The 18,393-nt window shown below is 52.0% G+C and carries 15 protein-coding genes; 4 read left to right on the top strand and 11 right to left on the bottom strand.

From position 1 onward, the window contains the following. Positions 1–119 precede the first annotated feature (119 nt). The 4 genes from ACFQ2T_RS08480 (at position 120) to ACFQ2T_RS08465 (ending at position 7,774) form a co-directional block, all read left to right on the top strand. On the top strand, positions 120–3,407 hold the full coding sequence (locus tag ACFQ2T_RS08480; protein WP_379033086.1) for a transglutaminase family protein: 3,288 nt from the start codon (positions 120–122) through the stop codon (positions 3,405–3,407). Between the two features lie 90 nt (positions 3,408–3,497). Next, on the top strand, positions 3,498–6,035 hold the full coding sequence (locus tag ACFQ2T_RS08475; protein WP_379033083.1) for a circularly permuted type 2 ATP-grasp protein: 2,538 nt from the start codon (positions 3,498–3,500) through the stop codon (positions 6,033–6,035). 20 nt (positions 6,036–6,055) lie between these two features. Then, positions 6,056–6,943, top strand: a complete 888-nt coding sequence (locus tag ACFQ2T_RS08470; protein ID WP_379033080.1) for a transglutaminase family protein — start codon at positions 6,056–6,058, stop codon at positions 6,941–6,943. A gap of 171 nt (positions 6,944–7,114) precedes the next feature. After that, positions 7,115–7,774: an HAD family hydrolase gene (locus ACFQ2T_RS08465; RefSeq protein WP_379033077.1), complete on the top strand. Its 660-nt coding sequence runs from the start codon at positions 7,115–7,117 to the stop codon at positions 7,772–7,774. Here the strand turns inward: ACFQ2T_RS08465 and tmpT are convergent. From tmpT to alkB, 11 genes are all read right to left on the bottom strand, one after another. After that, complete coding sequence (gene tmpT, locus ACFQ2T_RS08460; protein ID WP_379033074.1) at positions 7,767–8,408, bottom strand: thiopurine S-methyltransferase; 642 nt, start codon at positions 8,406–8,408, stop codon at positions 7,767–7,769. The two genes, ACFQ2T_RS08465 and tmpT, sit on opposite strands and share 8 nt — an antisense overlap. A 78-nt stretch (positions 8,409–8,486) precedes the next feature. After that, complete coding sequence (locus ACFQ2T_RS08455; protein WP_379033071.1) at positions 8,487–9,752, bottom strand: hypothetical protein; 1,266 nt, start codon at positions 9,750–9,752, stop codon at positions 8,487–8,489. Between the two features lie 206 nt (positions 9,753–9,958). Then, complete coding sequence (locus ACFQ2T_RS08450) at positions 9,959–10,291, bottom strand: hypothetical protein (RefSeq protein ID WP_379033068.1); 333 nt, start codon at positions 10,289–10,291, stop codon at positions 9,959–9,961. 87 nt (positions 10,292–10,378) lie between these two features. Next, on the bottom strand, positions 10,379–12,409 hold the full coding sequence (locus ACFQ2T_RS08445) for a M3 family metallopeptidase (protein ID WP_379033065.1): 2,031 nt from the start codon (positions 12,407–12,409) through the stop codon (positions 10,379–10,381). A 141-nt stretch (positions 12,410–12,550) separates the two neighbouring features. Then, positions 12,551–14,302 carry a phosphoenolpyruvate--protein phosphotransferase gene (ptsP, locus tag ACFQ2T_RS08440; protein ID WP_379033063.1) on the bottom strand — a complete coding sequence of 584 codons (1,752 nt, stop codon included), beginning with the start codon at positions 14,300–14,302 and terminating at the stop codon, positions 12,551–12,553. After that, on the bottom strand, positions 14,303–14,572 hold the full coding sequence (locus tag ACFQ2T_RS08435) for an HPr family phosphocarrier protein (protein ID WP_379033061.1): 270 nt from the start codon (positions 14,570–14,572) through the stop codon (positions 14,303–14,305). It lies immediately after the preceding gene. A 12-nt stretch (positions 14,573–14,584) separates the two neighbouring features. After that, positions 14,585–14,992, bottom strand: coding sequence for a PTS sugar transporter subunit IIA (locus tag ACFQ2T_RS08430; protein ID WP_379033058.1), 408 nt, complete (start codon positions 14,990–14,992; stop codon positions 14,585–14,587). Positions 14,993–15,016: 24 nt separating this feature from the next. Continuing rightward, on the bottom strand, positions 15,017–15,898 hold the full coding sequence (rapZ, locus tag ACFQ2T_RS08425) for an RNase adapter RapZ (RefSeq protein ID WP_379033055.1): 882 nt from the start codon (positions 15,896–15,898) through the stop codon (positions 15,017–15,019). Between the two features lie 19 nt (positions 15,899–15,917). Continuing rightward, positions 15,918–16,868: an HPr(Ser) kinase/phosphatase gene (gene hprK, locus ACFQ2T_RS08420; RefSeq protein ID WP_379033052.1), complete on the bottom strand. Its 951-nt coding sequence runs from the start codon at positions 16,866–16,868 to the stop codon at positions 15,918–15,920. Positions 16,869–17,016: 148 nt separating this feature from the next. Next, the gene (gene hpf / locus ACFQ2T_RS08415) at positions 17,017–17,343 is read right to left on the bottom strand and encodes a ribosome hibernation-promoting factor, HPF/YfiA family (RefSeq protein ID WP_379033049.1); all 327 of its coding nucleotides are present in this window, start codon (positions 17,341–17,343) and stop codon (positions 17,017–17,019) included. A 376-nt stretch (positions 17,344–17,719) separates the two neighbouring features. Continuing rightward, positions 17,720–18,355: a DNA oxidative demethylase AlkB gene (alkB, locus tag ACFQ2T_RS08410; protein ID WP_379033046.1), complete on the bottom strand. Its 636-nt coding sequence runs from the start codon at positions 18,353–18,355 to the stop codon at positions 17,720–17,722. Between the last annotated feature and the right edge of the window lie 38 nt (positions 18,356–18,393).

Genomic DNA, 18,393 nt, shown 5'->3' with positions numbered 1-18,393 from the left:
GCAAATCGTTTTCCTGGGTTTATTATCTTGTGATACAGCTACACATGCGTTAAACCTGAGCAGCTGGCATATTTCCTGCATCCTACTGCTTAAAACAATCATTCCCAAAAGGGGTCGCAGTGGCAATTCGCGTGGCACTACATCACCGCACCAGTTATACCTTTGACCGCCTGGTCAATCTTTCTCCTCACGAAGTCCGCCTGAAGCCTGCCGCACATGCGCGGACGCCGGTGCTGGCTTACTCGCTGACAGTCACGCCCGAGAAGCACTTTATCAACTGGCAGCAAGATCCATACGGCAACTATATTGCACGCTGCGTGTTCCCTGAAATGGTGCGCGAACTCGATTTTACGGTCGATTTGGTGGCGGATATGACCGTGATCAACCCGTTTGATTTTTTTGTTGAAAAATATGCCGAGCAATATCCATTTAATTACACCGAACAGCAGGCGTTTGAACTGACCGCCTATTTGCAGCCTGATAATGTTGGGTTTCTGCTGCAAAACTTGATCAATAAAATTCGCAGCCAGGTCATTAAACCCGGTATGGGCATCGTCGATTTCCTGATGGGCGTGAACCAGTGCCTGCAAACCGATATCGGTTATACGGTACGTCTGGAGCCAGGCATTCAAACGCCGGAAGAAACCCTGCAGAAACTGACAGGCTCTTGCCGTGATACTGCCTGGTTACTGGTGCAGATCATGCGTCACCTTGGGCTGGCAGCACGGTTTGTGTCTGGCTACCTGATCCAGCTCAAAGCTGATGTCGAAGCCTTGGACGGCCCTAGCGGTACCGACCAGGACTTTACCGATCTGCATGCCTGGACAGAGGTATTCATTCCCGGTGCCGGATGGGTGGGGCTGGACCCGACATCAGGGCTGATGGCGGGAGAAGGCCATATTCCCCTGGCGTGTACTGCACTGCCTTCATCCGCCGCGCCGGTGGTGGGGTTTACCGATGTGGCTGAAGTCACCTTCAGGCATGAAATGACAGTGACGCGTATTCACGAAGACCCGCGCGTGACCAAGCCTTACAGCGAGCAGGACTGGCAGGCCATCGTCAAGCTGGGTGATCAGGTCGACGAACAATTGCTGGCGATGGATGTGCGTTTGACCCACGGCGGCGAACCTACCTTTGTGTCTATTGATGATATGGATGGTGCGCAGTGGAATACACTGGCACTGGGTGACCAAAAGCGTGAGTTGGCTGGCAAGCTTGCCTTACGCCTGAAATCACAGGTAGCCGCTAACGGGTTTTTTCATTACGGGCAGGGTAAGTGGTATCCAGGTGAGGCCTTGCCGCGGTGGGCAATTAATATCTACTGGCGTCCGGATGGCAAACCGGTCTGGCACGATGCCAGCCTGTTTTCCGCTGAAGGCGCTGATGATGGCTACACGCTGGTGCAAGCGCAGGCATTTACCAATCACCTGGCTGATATGCTGGGTTTTCCGCAGGCATGTGTGATTCCTGCCTATGAAGATGCGCTGGCGCTCACCCTGCAAGAACAGCAGATACCGGACAATGTAGATCCGCTGCAAGTGGATTTGACAGACAGTGCTGAACGCAAGCGTCTCGCCCGCTTATTGAATCAGGGCCTGGGCTCCGTCGTTGGCTTTATCATGCCGCTTAAACCGGACGAAAAACGCAAGGCCGGCGAGTGGCTGACCAGTAAGTGGCCGTTGCGCCGCGAACACTTATATCTGTTGGGTGGCGATTCGCCTATGGGTTTGCGCCTGCCATTGGCATCCCTGCCCTGGCAACTGCCTGCTGATATTGAACCTGACTTCCCGCTTGACCCCTTTGAGCAAACTGCTGCACTTGGCGAAGCCAAGGCCCCTATCGTTCGCCTCAAGCATAAGACAGTCCAGCCCTCGGCACGTGAGGTGATCCATACTGCGTTGTGCGTGCAAGTGCGCAAGGGCAGGCTATATGTGTTTATGCCGCCGGTCACACGTCTCGAAGACTACCTGGATTTACTCAATGCCATTGAGCAGACCGCCAGTGATTTAAAACTCAAATTGTGGCTGGAAGGCTACACACCGCCACGCGATAGCCGGCTCAGGCTATTAAGTGTGACGCCTGACCCTGGCGTGATTGAAGTGAATATTCATCCGTCTAAAACCTGGCAGGAACTGGTGACGAATGTCAGCATGCTGTATGAAGAAGCGCGCCTGTGTCGGCTGGGTACCGAAAAATTCATGCTGGATGGCCGGCATACAGGCACTGGCGGGGGCAATCATGTCACACTGGGTGGCGAAACCGCAGCGGATAGCCCTTTGTTACGCCGCCCTGATGTCCTGCGCAGCCTGATCACTTACTGGCAACACCATCCGGCGCTGTCTTATCTTTTTTCAGGTACGTTTATCGGGCCGACCAGCCAGGCACCACGCGTGGACGAAGCGCGCGATGACAATTTGTATGAGCTGGGCATTGCTTTCCAGCAAATGGAAAAAGTCGTGCCTTCCGGCAAAGAGAGCAAACAGCCCTGGCTGGTGGACCGATTGCTACGGCACTTGCTGGTCGATTTAACCGGCAATACGCACCGGTCCGAATTTTCTATTGATAAACTGTACTCTCCCGACGGACCAACCGGCAGGCTAGGGCTGGTTGAATTTCGCGCGTTTGAAATGCCGCCACACGCGAGGATGAGTTTGCTGCAAAGCCTGCTGATCCGTGCGCTGGTGGCACGTTTCTGGAAAACGCCATATACCGGCAAACTGGTGCATTGGGGCACCGAGCTGCACGACCGCTGGATGCTGCCGCAATTTGTTGCACAGGATATGGCCGATGTGGTGAATGATTTACGTGAAGCAGGTTACGCTTTTGAGCAGCGCTGGTTTGATCCATTCATAGAATTCCGCTTTCCGCGCTATGGCACGGTTGCCTATCACGGTATTGAAATGGAATTGCGGCAGGCGATTGAACCGTGGAACGTACTGGGTGAAGAAGTCTCGGCTGGCGGTACGGCGCGATATGTCGATTCATCGGTAGAACGCATGCAATTACGCGTACGCGGCCTGACCGAAGGACGCTATGCAGTGACCTGCAACGGACGGCCATTGCCTTTGCAATCCACCGGGGTGGCAGGCGAGTATGTCGCCGGCCTGCGTTTCCGCGCCTGGCATCCATGGTCTGCACTGCACCCGACCATTGATGTACAGGCACCGCTGGTGTTTGACCTGGTGGATACCTGGAGCAGCCAGTCACTCGGAGGTTGTACTTACCATGTGTCGCATCCTGGTGGCAGAAATTATGATACTTTCCCGGTGAATGCGAATGAAGCCGAAGCAAGACGTTTTGCCCGTTTTTGGGCGCATGGACACACGCCTGGCAAAATAGACGTTGTCAAGGAACCGCCTAATCCGCGTTTTCCGTTTACACTGGATCTGCGCTGGCAGGCTAGTTAGGAACCTGCTGTGATCATTTCTCCTCTATGATGAGTAACTAAATGAATGCGTTTCACTTTAATCAACGGGTTTTTTATATAGATCATCAGCATGCAACCAGTGCTCAACCAGCTTTATTTTTCTGACCGCTACAATGAGTTACTGGATAGCAATGGCCAATTGCGTCCGCACTGGCAGGCGCTGGTTGCGCAGCTGGAGTCAGAAGCGCCGACCGCCATGCGCCAGCGGCTGGAGGCGGTGCAGCGCCAGGTACGTGATAATGGGGTGACCTATAACGTCTATGCCGATACCCATGGCGTGCAGCGGCCGTGGGACCTGGATGTGTTACCGCTGATTATCGCGCAGGATGAATGGCAGCATATCGCCGCTTCGGTCGCGCAACGCGCCACCTTGCTGAACAAGGTGCTTCTGGATGTGTATGGCGAACAACGGTTACTGGAAAGCGGACAGCTGCCGCCAGCACTGGTTTACGGACACAGTGGCTTTTTACCTACCTGTGTCGGTATTCCCCATTACGACAATATTGCCTTGCATAGCTACGCTGCCGATATTGCACGCGCGCCGAATGGCCAGTGGTGGGTCGTTTCTGACCGTACGCAAGCGCCGACCGGCGCAGGCTATGCGCTGGAAAACCGCACCATTATTTCCAGTGCTTTCCCCGAACTGTTTCGCGACCTGAATATAGAGCGCCTGAGCGGATTTTTTGCCAGCATGCGTGACAGCCTGGCGCAATGGGGGCATCGGGTGGCGGAGAACCAGGCGCTCAGCGTGCCTGAAATCACGGCCTTAAGTGCCGGAGAACCACCATTGGTGGTGATCCTGACGCCTGGGCCGTACAACGAAACTTATCATGAACAATCCTTTCTTGCCGGTTACCTGGGTTATCCACTGGTGCAGGGCAACGACCTGACCGTACGCAATGGCGTGGTCTGGTTAAAAACGGTGGCCGGGCTTAAACCTATCCATGCGATCTTGCGCCGCATTGATGATGACTATTGTGATCCGCTGGAGCTGAACGCCGAATCGCTGCTGGGCGTGGCTGGCCTGGGGCAAGTGGCGCGGCTGGGAAATGTGCTGATTGCCAACGCGCTGGGTTCCAACCTGTTGCAATCAGGGGCTTTGCTAGGCTTTTTGCCTAATCTTTGCCAATCGCTATTAGGCGAAAAATTACGCATGCCTTCTGTTGCCACCTGGTGGTGTGGCGAGCCTGCCGCGCTTGAATACGTGGTCAATAACCTGGATTACCTGGCGATTCATCCGGCTTATCCGCAGGTGCGGTCATCGCCAATATTTGGCGAAGATTTAAACGCGGAGCAAAAAGAGGCACTCATCGCCAGGCTGCGCGCGCAGCCCGATCACTATATTGCACAGGAACAGTTGGATATCTCGCATGCACCGGTGCTGGTCAATCATCAGCAGCCACAAATCAGTTCGCTGGCAGTCAGTGTAAGGGTGTACGCATTTGCCACGCCGAATGGTTATGCCATCATGCCTGGCGGTCTGGCACGTGTGGCCAGCGGTAAAGATGCGCGTGAAGTCACCATGCAGCGTGGTGGAACCAGCAAGGATACCTGGGTGTTGTCGCATGACAACCAGCGGCCGGTCAGTCTATTGCGCAAAACCAATTCCAGCCACGACCTGGTGCGCGAGAATACTTATCTTTCCAGCCGCATGGTGGAGAATCTGTTCTGGTATGGCCGCTATTGTGTACGCTATCTGCAAAAAGCAATCATGTTGCGTGCCACCATACGCGCCTTGGTCGAATACACTCCGGACACACGTGCTGGCGAGTGGCCCACCATGCAAGGCTTGTGCCAGTGGTTTGATTTATTGCCGACAGCCAAAGACGAGCAAGCGGTGGCACCCCTACAGTATTGGACAGATGAGGATATTGCGCCTTTGCTGATACAGGCGGTGTTCTCGCAACAGTCTGCCAGTCTGGCCACCAGCGTGCAGCAATTGTTCCAGCAAGCATTTAATCTGCGTGAGCGTATTTCCAATGATCACTGGCGCACGGTAAATATGCTGTCACGCCAGTTCATTACCCGTCACCAGCAGCCGACCCTGCAAGATGCGATGGCGTCGATTGAGCTGGCAATCAATCATTTTGTGACCTTGACCGGCTTTGCCATGGACTGGATGACGCGCGACCTTGGCTGGCGTTTTATGTCACTGGGTCGACGCATTGAGCGCCTGCAGTTTATGTGTGTGCTGCTTAGCCGCGCTCTGGCCATGCCGGTGCAAAGTAATCTGGAGTGGTTGTTGCAGGTGACCAATAACCTGGTGACCTACCGTGCCCGTTATGCTGCGCAACCGGAATGGTTGCCGGTGCTCGATTTATTATTGATGGATGAAAGCAACCCTAACGCTATTGTTTTTCAGATCAAGGGATTGCTGAAATACCTGGAAGAAATGGACGCACAGGATAACGCTGGCGGCATTACCGTTGAGCTCAGGGATTGCTGGCAGGCCTTGCTGCAACTGGATGCAGACCAGTGTTTTCATGCGGGAAACCTTACCCTGTCTGACTGGCTGAATCGCACTTACAACGTCACACAGTCTTTATCAGACCGGCTGAGTTTGCGCTTTTTCAGTTACACCAGCCCGCATGCGACGCCTGGTTACTAAGAAAGAGTTTAAGTTCTCACATGCGCTATCAAGTCGAACATCGCACCCTCTACAACTATGATATTCCTGTGATCCAGTCGCAGCAGTTATTGCATATGATGCCGCGCGAAACGCCTTATCAGCAGAGTGTTTCCTGCACCCTGGTATGCGAGCCGCAACCGGCTGAGCAATCGCGCCGCCTGGACTTTTTTGGTAACCATAGTGACTACGTGACCCTGCTGATTCCGCACCAGTCATTGCAAGTGACCTCGCGTTTCCAGGCCGATGTATTGCCACGCCCGACCATGGCGGCATTCACCAATAGCCCGACCTGGGAGCAAGTGCAAACCATGTTGCAGTCGCAAGGTACCGGGCATATCGAGGCGACGCGCTATCTGTATTCCACAGGGAAAGTAAAAAGCAGTGAGGCGCTGGCGAACTTTGCTCTTCACTGTTTTACCGCGCAACGACCATTACTGGAAGCGGCCATGGCACTGACGCAACAGATCTACCAGGAATTCGAATTCGATCCGCAGGCGACAGATGTCGCCACGCCGCTGGATGATGTGCTTAAAGGAAAGCGTGGCGTTTGCCAGGATTTCGCCCATTTGATGATAGGCGCTATGCGTTCATTGGGGCTGGCTTGCCGCTATGTGAGTGGATACATACTGACGCATCCGCCTGCAGGAAAGCCACGCCTGGTGGGTGCGGATGCTTCGCATGCCTGGGTGTCTGTGTATTGTCCGGTATATGGCTGGGTAGATTTTGACCCGACCAATAATTGCCTGGTCCAGCACGAACACATCACCGTGGCGTGGGGTCGCGACTTTGGCGATGTTTCCCCCATGCGCGGCGTGGTACTGGGTGGCGGAAAGCAGCAGCTGGATGTCAGTGTGACAGTCACGCCTCTGGAATATGCGCTGACTTAAGTATCCCTTTTCCCATTCACTATCCGCCGCTGTTTGGCATTGGCTTTTCCAATGCTGAGATATGAAAAAACAAATTGTTGCTAGCTATGTTTTTTCTTATTGCTGACAGGCCAGGTGGTCAATCGCGTTAAAATAGCTGTCTACCTTTTTCTGATGTGCTGAGACTGCTACGTGATTAAAGCTGCAATTTTTGACATGGACGGTCTGCTGATCGATTCCGAACGCATTATTATGCAAGGGTGTATCCAGGCAGCCGCAACCATAGGCATTACTTACACACAGGCTGAATATGTAGAGCTGGTTGGCCGTGTATGGGCGGATTCGACCCGTTTAATGACCCAGCAACTGGGTAGCGAAGAAAACTTCCAGCACGTGATGCAGGGACTGAACACCTATCTGGACGCCTGCAACCATGTGTTTCCGCTAAAGTCCGGTGCGCTTGAGTTATTAAAGTATTACCAGAAACAAGGCATTATCTGCAGTGTGGCCTCATCATCGCCAACGCCGCATATTACCCACCGTTTAACGCATACCAGCGTGCTGGATTACTTCAGCCATGTCACCAGCGGCCAGGAAGTCACTAGAGGAAAACCCAACCCGGATATTTATCTGTTGGCGTTGCAAAAGTTGGGCTTGCAGGCTGATGAATGCATTGCGTTTGAAGACAGCGAATTAGGCGCGCAGGCCGCGATTGCAGCAGGGCTGCGCGTAGTAGTGGTGCCGGATTTAAGGCAGCCAAGTGAGCTGGTGCGCAGCAATGCACATCAGGTGGTAGAGAGTTTGCAGCACTGGCTGGACAACCACCAGTCGCTGGCAGGCTGTGTTATTTAAGCGGGCTTAAAAGCCACAGTTTCTCTTGCGCCGGAAACTTCCCTTTTAAACCGGTTGGCAGGATTTCATCTGCCAGTAGGTTTATGTCATAGGCTTGTGCATAGTGCGCTGTCACTTCCTCGGCACTGACATTGAATGGCGGGCCTTCTGCCAGCGATTGATCGTAGTGAAAGCTGATCAACAATTGAGGTGCGCCGTTGGTGAGGTTGATCAGATGCTGGCTATAACGAATCCGCATCTCCGGTGGAAGCGCAATCAGTGCTGCACGGTCATAAATGGCATTTACTTTACCTAGTAATGCTTTATCCAGGTCAAAGAAATCACCCTGGAAAATATCAATATGCTCGGCGCTGTAGTGTCGCAGCGAACCGCGTTGGGTAATGCTAGGCGTAACACCCAATTCAGTGAATAAAGTATCCACCGCTAACTGGCTGAGCTCAGCACCGGACACATGTATACCTTTAGACAGGAGCCAGTGGATATCAAGCGTTTTGCCGCATAAAGGAATGAAAACGCGCTGGCCAGCTTGCAAGTCAAGCGCCTGAAAATGCGCCGCTAATAGCGGATTCACCGCATCCAGGTGAAAGCCGATTTGCTGGTTTTGCCAGCGTTGGTGCCAGAAGTCATGTTGCATAAAATATTCGCGACAGATAGGGATGATTGCCGATAGTATAAATCAGCATCGCCTGACCCTCCCAATAATCGCTGATGATTACTTAATGCCTGAACCCTGACTCAGTTTAGCCTGCGCCTCCAGTACGCCTTCTTCTACCCCTGCAGCCGCAGTGAGCTTGGCGACATTATCGCGGGTAAAGAAACCATCAAAGCCATCATAACGTTGTACATATTCGATGATCAGTGACGAATGTTCCGAGGCATTGGAAAAAATCTGTTTCAGCCCTTCTTCCTTGGAGCCAATCACATCCAGCAAAAAGCCTTTACCCTGTGCGGCGATGGCATCGACGACAAATTCAATGTTTTCCATGCCATCGCGCATGCCGTCTTTGACTGACAACGCCACATGGTGCAGCCGTGGGCCGTAGTTACGTACAAAGGTTTCGGTAGGGGAGGCCAGTTTGCCCAAATGGTTGACGAAGTAGGGGGTATTGTTGGCAGTGAACACTTTGGCCGGGCTCTTGGTTTCGGCCAGGCCATGCACGCTCTTGGTCACATTGGTAGAGGAGTTCTGATCCCAGATATTGTAAGCGCCCCAGAAATAATAGCTGGACCAGGATAAGTATTCGAGGATAGCCACTTCCCGGTTCTGGCTGTAGACACGGGTCGCCAGGTGGTCGACCGGCAAAATCAAATCATCTATGCGCAGTCTGGCCTGCTGGTTTTTGGCCGCATCATAAGCGGCCTGGACATCAGGGCGTATGGTGCTGGTCCCCAGTGCATATACGCGTAATTCACCAGGCTGCCGCTGCATATAGCCGACAATATTATGCGTATATGGCGAAGGTTTACTGATGGCGACATTATCCGGAAGCTCCATTTTGCGCACCTCATCACGGGTGAAGAAGCGGAACTCGCGGTCTTCCTGCAATTTGACCACCTCATGCATGTTGGTCACGCGGATAATTTCGCCCATATAACGACTATTCGGCTTGCGAGCACCCACCGGGTAAATTTCATTCAATGAACGGAAAATGCCACGGAAGTTCGGGTCTTTGACCTCACGGATCAGCAAATCCGGTGAATCCAGGTCTATGCGCAGCACATGTGTCCAGTGCTGTTCGCTCTCCAGCGTCACCAGGTAGTGGTAAGACGTCATCAGCGATAATTCTGCAATATATTGAATCGAATGATCAGGGTCTACCGTGATCATCAGCGCATCGATCTCCTGGATCAGGTCAGTCAATCCGACCCGGTCACGCTCCTCCAGCAGTTTTTGCAGATACTCCTCAAAAAAAGCCGAGTTTTGTTTGTCGCCATGGCGGGCGAACTGGAATGAATTAAAACGGGATAAAGTATTCATGGGCGCTATCAGGTTATGCTCTTGATCCCTATTAAGCAAGGCTTGTACCTATTGTTGCATATGCAGAGCACAGTGCAAAAAGGCTGCTGAAAGGTATGAAACCGGCGATTTGAACCAGAAGCAGGCCGCAAAAAATAAACAGGGCACATGAGCGTGCCCTGTTTTAGTGCCGGATTGCGCCAGAAGATAGCGCAAGCAAAAAGAAATCAGCGAGGTTTCAACGAACCGCGACGTAGAATAGGGTCATCAAACGCAATACAGCGCCCTACACCTAAAAAGCTTGGGCGCATGCCCAGAGGGCATCCATTGCTACGTTCAAATTGCTCTACTTTCTCTTTGGCGACTTCGGCTTTCTTGGCATCTTTAAACTCCCAATAACCATTGGCGTGTAACACCACTTCATCGCCATCAGCTGTTTTGGCGTGGATATCATCAGCCTCTTCTTTGGCGGCGAATGCCAGCACAGGAATTAGCAGGCCAAGAAAAACAAGCGTAGAAAAAATAAGCTTAGAAAAAATAAGCGTAGTTAAGCGAGACATATTTTTATCCTTATAGTGAGTATATAAAGCCTGGATTTAAGCAGTAAAAAAGCCAAGTCGTGTTCACTTGGCTTTTATTTCAAGCAATTAACTTGCCATGCCATTATGCCTGAGCAAAGCATCCAGGCTAGGTTCGCGGCCACGGAAGGCAACAAACGATTCCATTGCCGGACGTGAACCACCCTGGGCCAGTACTTCATTTTTGAAGCGGCTGCCGGCTTCTGCTGACAGTACCCCCAGCTCTTCAAACAGGCTGTAAGCATCGGCAGATAATACTTCTGCCCATTTATAGCTGTAGTAGCCTGCGGAATAGCCACCGGCAAAAATATGGCTGAAGCTATTCGGAAAGCGGTTCCATTTTGGCGGGCGCAACACCGCTACTTCGTCGCGTACTTGTTCCAGGATGTCCAGCGCTGTTTGTTTGCTATCCGGGTCAAAACTGCTGTGCAGGCGCATATCAAACAGGGAAAATTCAATCTGGCGCACCGTTTGCATGCCAGCCTGGAAGTTTTTGGCAGCGACCATTTTGTCGAAAAGCGCGCGTGGCAGTTGTTCGCCGGTATCCACATGCGCAGTCATATGGCGCAACACATCCCATTCCCAGCAGAAGTTTTCCATAAACTGGCTGGGCAATTCCACGGCATCCCATTCCACGCCTTTGATGCCTGAGACACTGTATTCATCCACCTGCGTCAGCATGTGGTGCAAGCCGTGCCCAAATTCATGGAACAAGGTAATCACTTCGTCATGCGTGAAGAGGGCAGGTTTGCCGGACACCGGCGCTGAAAAATTGCAGGTCAGGTAAGCGACAGGCAGTTCAATGCCATTGGCAGTTTTACGGCGGGTGATGCATTCGTCCATCCAGGCGCCGCCACGTTTGCCGTTACGCGCATATAAATCCAGGTAGAAATAGGCGATGGGCTGGCGGTTCTGGTCGCTGATTTCATAAAAGCTCGCGTCTTTGTGCCATAGCGGCGCATCCACCTGGCGTACTTGTACGCCAAAGATGGTTTCTACCACTTTGAACAGGCCTGCTTTGACTTTATCTTCAGGGAAATACTGTTTTACTTCCTGGTCAGAGAACGCATATTTCTCTTCACGCAGCTTTTCACTGACATAGCCAACATCCCAGGCTTGCATCTCGCTAAAGCCCAGTTTAGCGGCATACGCTTTCAGCTCGGCCATATCTTTCTCGGCATAAGGCTTGGCGCGTTTTGCCAGCGTATCCAGGAAATCAGTCACTTGCTGCGGTGCATCGGCCATTTTGGTGGCCAGTGATAATTCGGCATAGTTTTGAAAGCCTAATAGCTGTGCTTCTTCCTGTTTGAGCCTCAGCAAGTCGGCAATCAGTGGTGTGTTATCCCATTCGGGCTTGCTGAATTCAGAAGCACGTGTGGCGTAGGCGCGATACAAGGTTTCGCGTAGTGCACGGTTGTCGCAATATTGCATGACCGGCATGTAGGATGGAAAATGCAGGGTGAACAGGTAGCCCGTTTTACCTTCTGCTTTGGCGGCTTCAGCAGCGGCCTGCAACGCATCTTCAGGCAATCCAGTCAATTCGGAGGCATCTTCAACGATGTGTTTGAAGTCATTGGTGTTATCAAGGATATTTTCTTCAAACTTGCTGCCGGATTTGGAAAGCTGTTCGGCGATCTCCTTGAAGCGTGCTTTTTCTGCAGCAGGCAACTCGGCGCCGCCGAGCTTGAAACCACGCACTTCATTCTCAATGATCTTCTTTTGTGCCGGGCTCAGCTGCGCGAATTCGGCACTGGACTGGATGGCTTTGTATTTGTTGTACAAACGCTCATCCTGGGATAGATCACTGTAAAAATCAGTCAGTTTAGCCAGGTTGTCGTTGTAGGCTTCACGCAGTTCTGGCGTATTCACCACGGCATTCATGTGCCCGACCGGCCCCCAGCTGCGTGATAGCTTTTCAGAGAAATCTTCAATCGGCTGGACAAAGTTTTTCCAGCTGGCCTGTTCAGTGGAAGTCGCCAATTGTTCAACCAGGGCGCGACCTTCGCTGATGAGCTGGTCAATCGCCGGAGAAACATGCTCAGGCTGTATCTCGTTGAATTTTGGCAGGCCGCTAAAACTGAGTAATGGATTGGTGCTCACAACATGTCCTTTGATGAATGCAATATCGCTAATGATCAGATGGTTATTATTGGCCAAATGTTCACGGTTGGGTGATTGTATATTTTGATGATGGTGATGAGTTTTGCTAAATCAAGCTGTTTGGTAAAGCCTGAACCGTAATCAGGCAAACTCGCCATTGAATTTTTTCACCAGCGGCTCTATTTTCTCCAGGTCACTCAGTGACAGGATCTTTTTCGCTTGCCTGGATAATACCGCTTCCTCACATTGCAGGATCTGTGATTTCACACTGAGTATCTGCGAAGGGTGCATGGATAATTGCCGCATACCCAGTCCAACCAGCAAGCGCGTCAGCTTGATGTCACCCGCCATCTCGCCACAGACCGAAACCGGTTTGCCGTATTTTTCCGCGGCCTGTATGGTGAGATGGATCAGCTTCAGAACAGCCGGGTGCAACGGGTTGTACAGGTGCGCCACCGTATCATCTGCACGGTCAATCGCCAGTGTGTACTGGATCAGGTCGTTGGTGCCTATCGACATGAAATCCAGCTCCTGCGCGAATGCCTCGGCATTGATCGCGGCTGCCGGAATTTCAATCATGCCCCCCAGGGTGATCTGCTCATCAAACGGGATATTCTGCTGACGCAATGAATCTTTGGCGCGCTGCAGCAGCAGTTTGGTCTGGCGTAATTCGGCCAGGGTAGAAAGCATGGGAATCAGGATTTTGACTTTGCCGTAGTGCGAAGCCCGCAACAAGGCCCGGAACTGGGTATGAAAAATATGTGGTTCTGACAGGCAATAACGTACCGCACGCAAGCCCAGTGCCGGGTTGGTGGCGGTGACGATTTCATCAGAATGCAATTGTTTATCGGCGCCGATATCCAGCGTACGTATAGTCACCGGATAGCCTTTCATGGCTTCCGCAACATGTTTATAGGCTTCAAACTGTTCCTGCTCGCCCGGCATTTCACTGCGATTCATAAACAGGAATTCGGTACGGTACAAGCCTACGCCCACGGCACCAGAAGCCTTGGCGCTGACCACATCTTCCGGTACTTCAATGTTGGCGTAAAGATCTATCGCAACACCATCTACTGTCACTGCTTTGGTGGTTTTGATGCGTTGCAGTTTTTGCTGCGCCAGTTGCCACTGGTTTTGCTTAAGCTGGTACTCGGACAGCACTTCCGGATCGGGATTCACAATCACCACGCCCTGGGTGCCGTCGACGATCATCAGCTCGCCATCGTTGATCAGATCACGGGCGCGTTGCAAAGCGACAATAGAAGGAATATTCAGGCTACGTGCCAGGATAGCGGTATGCGAAGTAATGCCGCCGACATCAGTGATAAATGCGGCAAACTGGTGATGCTTGAACTGAATGGCATCGGCAGGGGAGACGTCGTGCGCGACCAGGATCATGGCGCGTTCCTGTTTGGCCTGCTGTTTCTTTTCACTGGCATCCAGCTGGTCACGGCCAAGCAATACCTTGATCACGCGCTCTACGACTTGTACCACATCGTGTTTGCGTTCCCGCAAATAAGGGTCTTCAATCGCCTCAAACTGGGCGACGATATCGTCCATTTGCTGCTTGAGCGCCCACTCGGCATTACATCGCTCGTTCTGGATAATGACTTTAGGGGCTTCGGAAAGCGCCTTGTCGCTCAGCATCGCCAGATGGGTGTTGATAAATGCACTCAGCTCGGCAGGCGCGCTGGCAGGCAATTGCTGTCTGATTTGTTCCAGGTTTTTCTTGACGATGTCGATTGCGCGCTCAAAGCGAACAATTTCTTCAGCAATGGCGGAAGCAGGTATTTTGAAGTGGACCACCTCCATCAAGGCATGGGAGATCAGGTGGGCATGTCCAATGGCGATGCCACTGGAAACCCCCACGCCGTGCATGCTGAAGCTGGTCAATTATTCACCCTCGCCAAAATAATTATTGATCAGCGTTTGCAAGGCGGCAATCGCCTGGTCTTCGTCTGCGCCGCTGGCCTCGATGTCAACAATGCTGCCTTTGGCGGCTGCCAGCATCATCACACCCATGATGCTTTTGGCATTGACGCGGCGGCCGTTTTTTTCTATCCAGACTTCGCTCTTAAACTGGCTGGCGGTCTGGGTGAGTTTGGTTGAGGCGCGCGCATGCAGGCCGAGCTTGTTGATGATTTCTAGGGAAATTTTGGCCATAAAGTCTTGAAGTTATTGTGTGTGGTGACAAGTTGTTTTGGTGAAATGGACTACCCCTTCGCGGCCACCGCTCAAGGCTTTGTCTATGCAGGCATGCAGGCCTTCGTGACGGTAGTTGAGCACGCGCACCAGCATGGGCAGGTTGACGCCTGCCACGCCTTCAGTGGCATCCGGTGTCAGCAACCTGGTCACGATATTGCACGGGGTCGCGCCATAGATATCCGATAGCACCAGTACGCCCTGGCCGCTGTCCAGGGTTTTCACCAGTGCTTCGGCTTTGGGCAATATCAGGGCGGGGTCGTCGTGATTGGATATTTCCAGATAATCCAATTGTGCCGGGCGATTCCCCATGACATGGGTTGCGCAGTCGATCAGGCTTTGGCCGAAACTGCCATGCGCAATAATCAAAACACCAATCATAGTTTTACTTTCAGAGTCTGTGATTTAAGGGGATACCACCACTGCTACATCCTGCAATTCCCGATGACGGATCATGACCTGATGCAGTTGCTTGAAATATGCCCCCAATTGTTCCACCAGATAGACGGAACGGTGTTGCCCCCCTGTGCAGCCGATGCCAACCGTGACATAACTGCGATGGTCGTGATAAAAGCTTGGTAGCCATTTTTCTATATAGTGCTGAATATCATGCTGCATTTCAAGCACCATGGGTTCATTTTGCAGAAATTGCTGTATCGGCGCCTGCTTGCCATTGTAAGGGCGCAAAATCAGGTCGTAATGCGGGTTGGGCAGGCTGCGCACGTCAAACACAAAGTCGGCGTCGAGCGGAATCCCGTGTTTAAAGCCAAACGAAATAAAAGATAACACCAGGTTGTGCGGGCGTACTTCCTGGAAACCTTGCTCGATTTGCAGCATCCAGTCGCGGGTGTGGTTACGCAAGACATTGGATGAAAGGTTGCTGGTATCCACATGGTGGCCGATGTTGCTCAGGCCAGACAGCAAATCGCGCTCGTGAGTGATACTCTCTGCCAGTGCCTGGCTGGGCGTGCTCAGCGGATGTTTGCGCCGGGTTTCAGAAAAACGTTTGACCAGCGTTTCATTGTTGGCATCCAGGTATAGCAAGTGGAATTCTATGCCCTGGGTTTTCAGTGTTTGCAGGATATCGGGCAGCGACTCGATCGCAATACTGCGGCTATCGATGCTGACCGCCACTTTGGCCGAGTTCTGGTCAGCCACATGGTTCTGTATATGCGGCAACAAGGTGGCAGGCAAATTGTCTATACAGTAATAACCGCTGTCTTCAAACACCCGCAGCGCAATCGTTTTACCCGAGCCGGATAAGCCGGTCACAATCACCAGTTGCATCAGCGTGACCACCTGTTTGTCATCGTAATTTGCTCTCTCTCAGCATGATTTGCTTTTGCCGCTGCGTCAGCTGCTTGGTCGCATTGACGCCTCGCAATAACAACATATGGTTACGCACGGCGGCTTCTACAAGTACCGCGATGTTGCGCCCGGCAGCGATGGGGATGATCACTTTGCTGATTTCAACATCCAGCAGGCGCTCGGTCTGGCGGTTGGCACTTAAGCGGTCCAGCTCCAGCGGGTTCATTTCGTCGGCCAGTTCCAGCTGTATCATCATATCCAGCGGCTTGGTTGGTTTGACTGCATTATCACCATAGAGTGCGCGTATATTCAAGATGCCCAAACCGCGTACTTCCAGGAAGTCCTGCAATAGCTCAGGGCAACGGCCCTCCACACGTTCGGGAGAGATACGGTAAAAATCCACAATATCGTCTGCCACCAGGCGATGGCCGCGCGAAATCAGTTCCAGCGCCAGCTCGCTTTTACCAATGGCGGCACTGCCGGTGATCAGCACACCAAAGCCTTGCACCTCCATGAACACACCATGCAGGCTGGTGGTTTCGGCGGTGGCCACCGCCAGGTAATGGCTGAGCAGCTCCATCAACTGCGGGCTGATCATGGGCGTTGTGAATAAGGGTACCTGGTTTTGCTGCGCGGCTTCCAGCATGGTCGGCGGTACCTGTTCGCCATTGGCGACCACTACCATCGCCAGGTCGGTAGAGAATAAGTTAGTCACTGCCTGTTGCAATGCAAGGATACTCAGGCCGCCAAGATAATCCATTTCCGCACAGCCAAGCACCTGTACGCGGTTAGGATGGACAAAGTTTAAATGGCCAACCAGCGCCAGTGAAGGCTTGGTGACAGTGCCGGAATTAAGGATTTTTTTGCCGCCGGATTCGCCCGCCACCCATTTCAATTTGAGTTTTCCGCGAATTTGCTTGTACAAGTCGGCCACTGAAATTTGTGCCATGAATGGTCCTGAACCAGTTGCAACAAAGAGTCGATTCTTATTTTACAACTGAAAGCGCTGGCTGGGGGAGTGAAACGAGGTAAAAGTAATGAAGCCGGAGGGTGATTTGAATTCTCTACCCCGACGGGTAGAGAAATTGAAACAAGGATTAAGCGTCTAGCTGATGCTTCACGGCACCACCGGACTTATGGTGGTCACCCTGTTTTTCCTTATGTTTCAATACCTGACGGTCAAGTTTGTCAGTAAGCATGTCTATGGCGCTATACATGTTTTCATCGGTGCAGGCAGCATGCAGGTCATTGCCTGGAACATGTAGCGTAGCTTCAACCTTTTGGGCGATTTTTTCAACAGACATGGTGACTTTGACATCAATCACATGGTCGAAGTGATTGCTGATGCGTGAAAACTTGGATAGTACGTATTCACGCAATGCCGGAGTGATTTCTAAATGATGTCCAGTAAGTTGTAAATTCATGACAAACTCCTTTTATTGAAAATGCCTTACCAGCGCCAATCGCCTTATCAATTGGATGGAAAGGGCAACTTTAGTTTACTCTTTTGAACAACAGATGCAACCCGGAAAAGCGTAGGAATATAGATGCTGATCAGGCATTATGCTGGTGCTTAAAAGCCTATGATAGACAGGATTTACATCGTTTCCATACGCCTGCTTTGGCGTCAATTTTTTGATTATTCTCCTAAAATACAGGAGCTTAAGCACCTTGGTCATATGGCAGGCGAACTGCAAATTCAGGCCTGAAACTGCTGGAATTCTTTGATCTGCAATCGGCGATAGGCTAAATAAAAATTAATGCGCTTACGGTCAGCAACAGCCCGGCGAGGTCAACCAGCTAGCGTGCTTTTCTCAAAGTCAGGTTTATCCGCTGTGCGCCAACCAGAGGGTGGATATTGGTTTTTACCTGTAATACGCCATGGTAGAAACGTCGGCTGGCGCCACCCCATACCACCACATCGCCATGTTGCAGGGGTATTTTGACTGGCTTATCCGTACGCTTAGCGCCGCCAAATAAAAAGGTGGCGGGGATACCCAATGACAACGATACAATCGGCTGCGTAAAATCCATTTCGTCTTTATCCTGATGCAGGCCCATTTTGCTGCCGGGTGCATACACATTGATCAGGCAGCTGTCCGGCACAAAATCAGGATAGCCTGCTCTACGCGCTGCTTCTTCTGCCAGTTTTAATATCACTGGCTGGATCGCAGGCCAGGGTAAATGCTTACCTGGCTGCGTTGCACTGTAGGCATAACCTCGTGAATTGCCGACCCAGCCCCAGGAGCCCATACTGCTGGTTCTCACTGACATCAAACCCATAGGCGTCATCATCTGTTGCGGAGGATACGCTGATAAATGCTGCTGCAAGCCTGACCACAACGTATCCATGACCGGCAAGGCAAAACCCGGTAACCAGCAGGCACCTTCGGCAAGCGATACAAAATCGGGGTGTTGTGCGGAAAATAAATCCATAAAAATCTCATTGATGTCAGGCACTAGCCTGTTTTTTG

It is taken from the genome of Methylophilus flavus, assembly GCF_042678905.1.
Classification (GTDB): domain Bacteria; phylum Pseudomonadota; class Gammaproteobacteria; order Burkholderiales; family Methylophilaceae; genus Methylophilus; species Methylophilus flavus.
The sequence above is the reverse complement of the archived record's forward strand: the minus strand, read 5'-3'. Positions and strand labels throughout refer to the sequence as shown.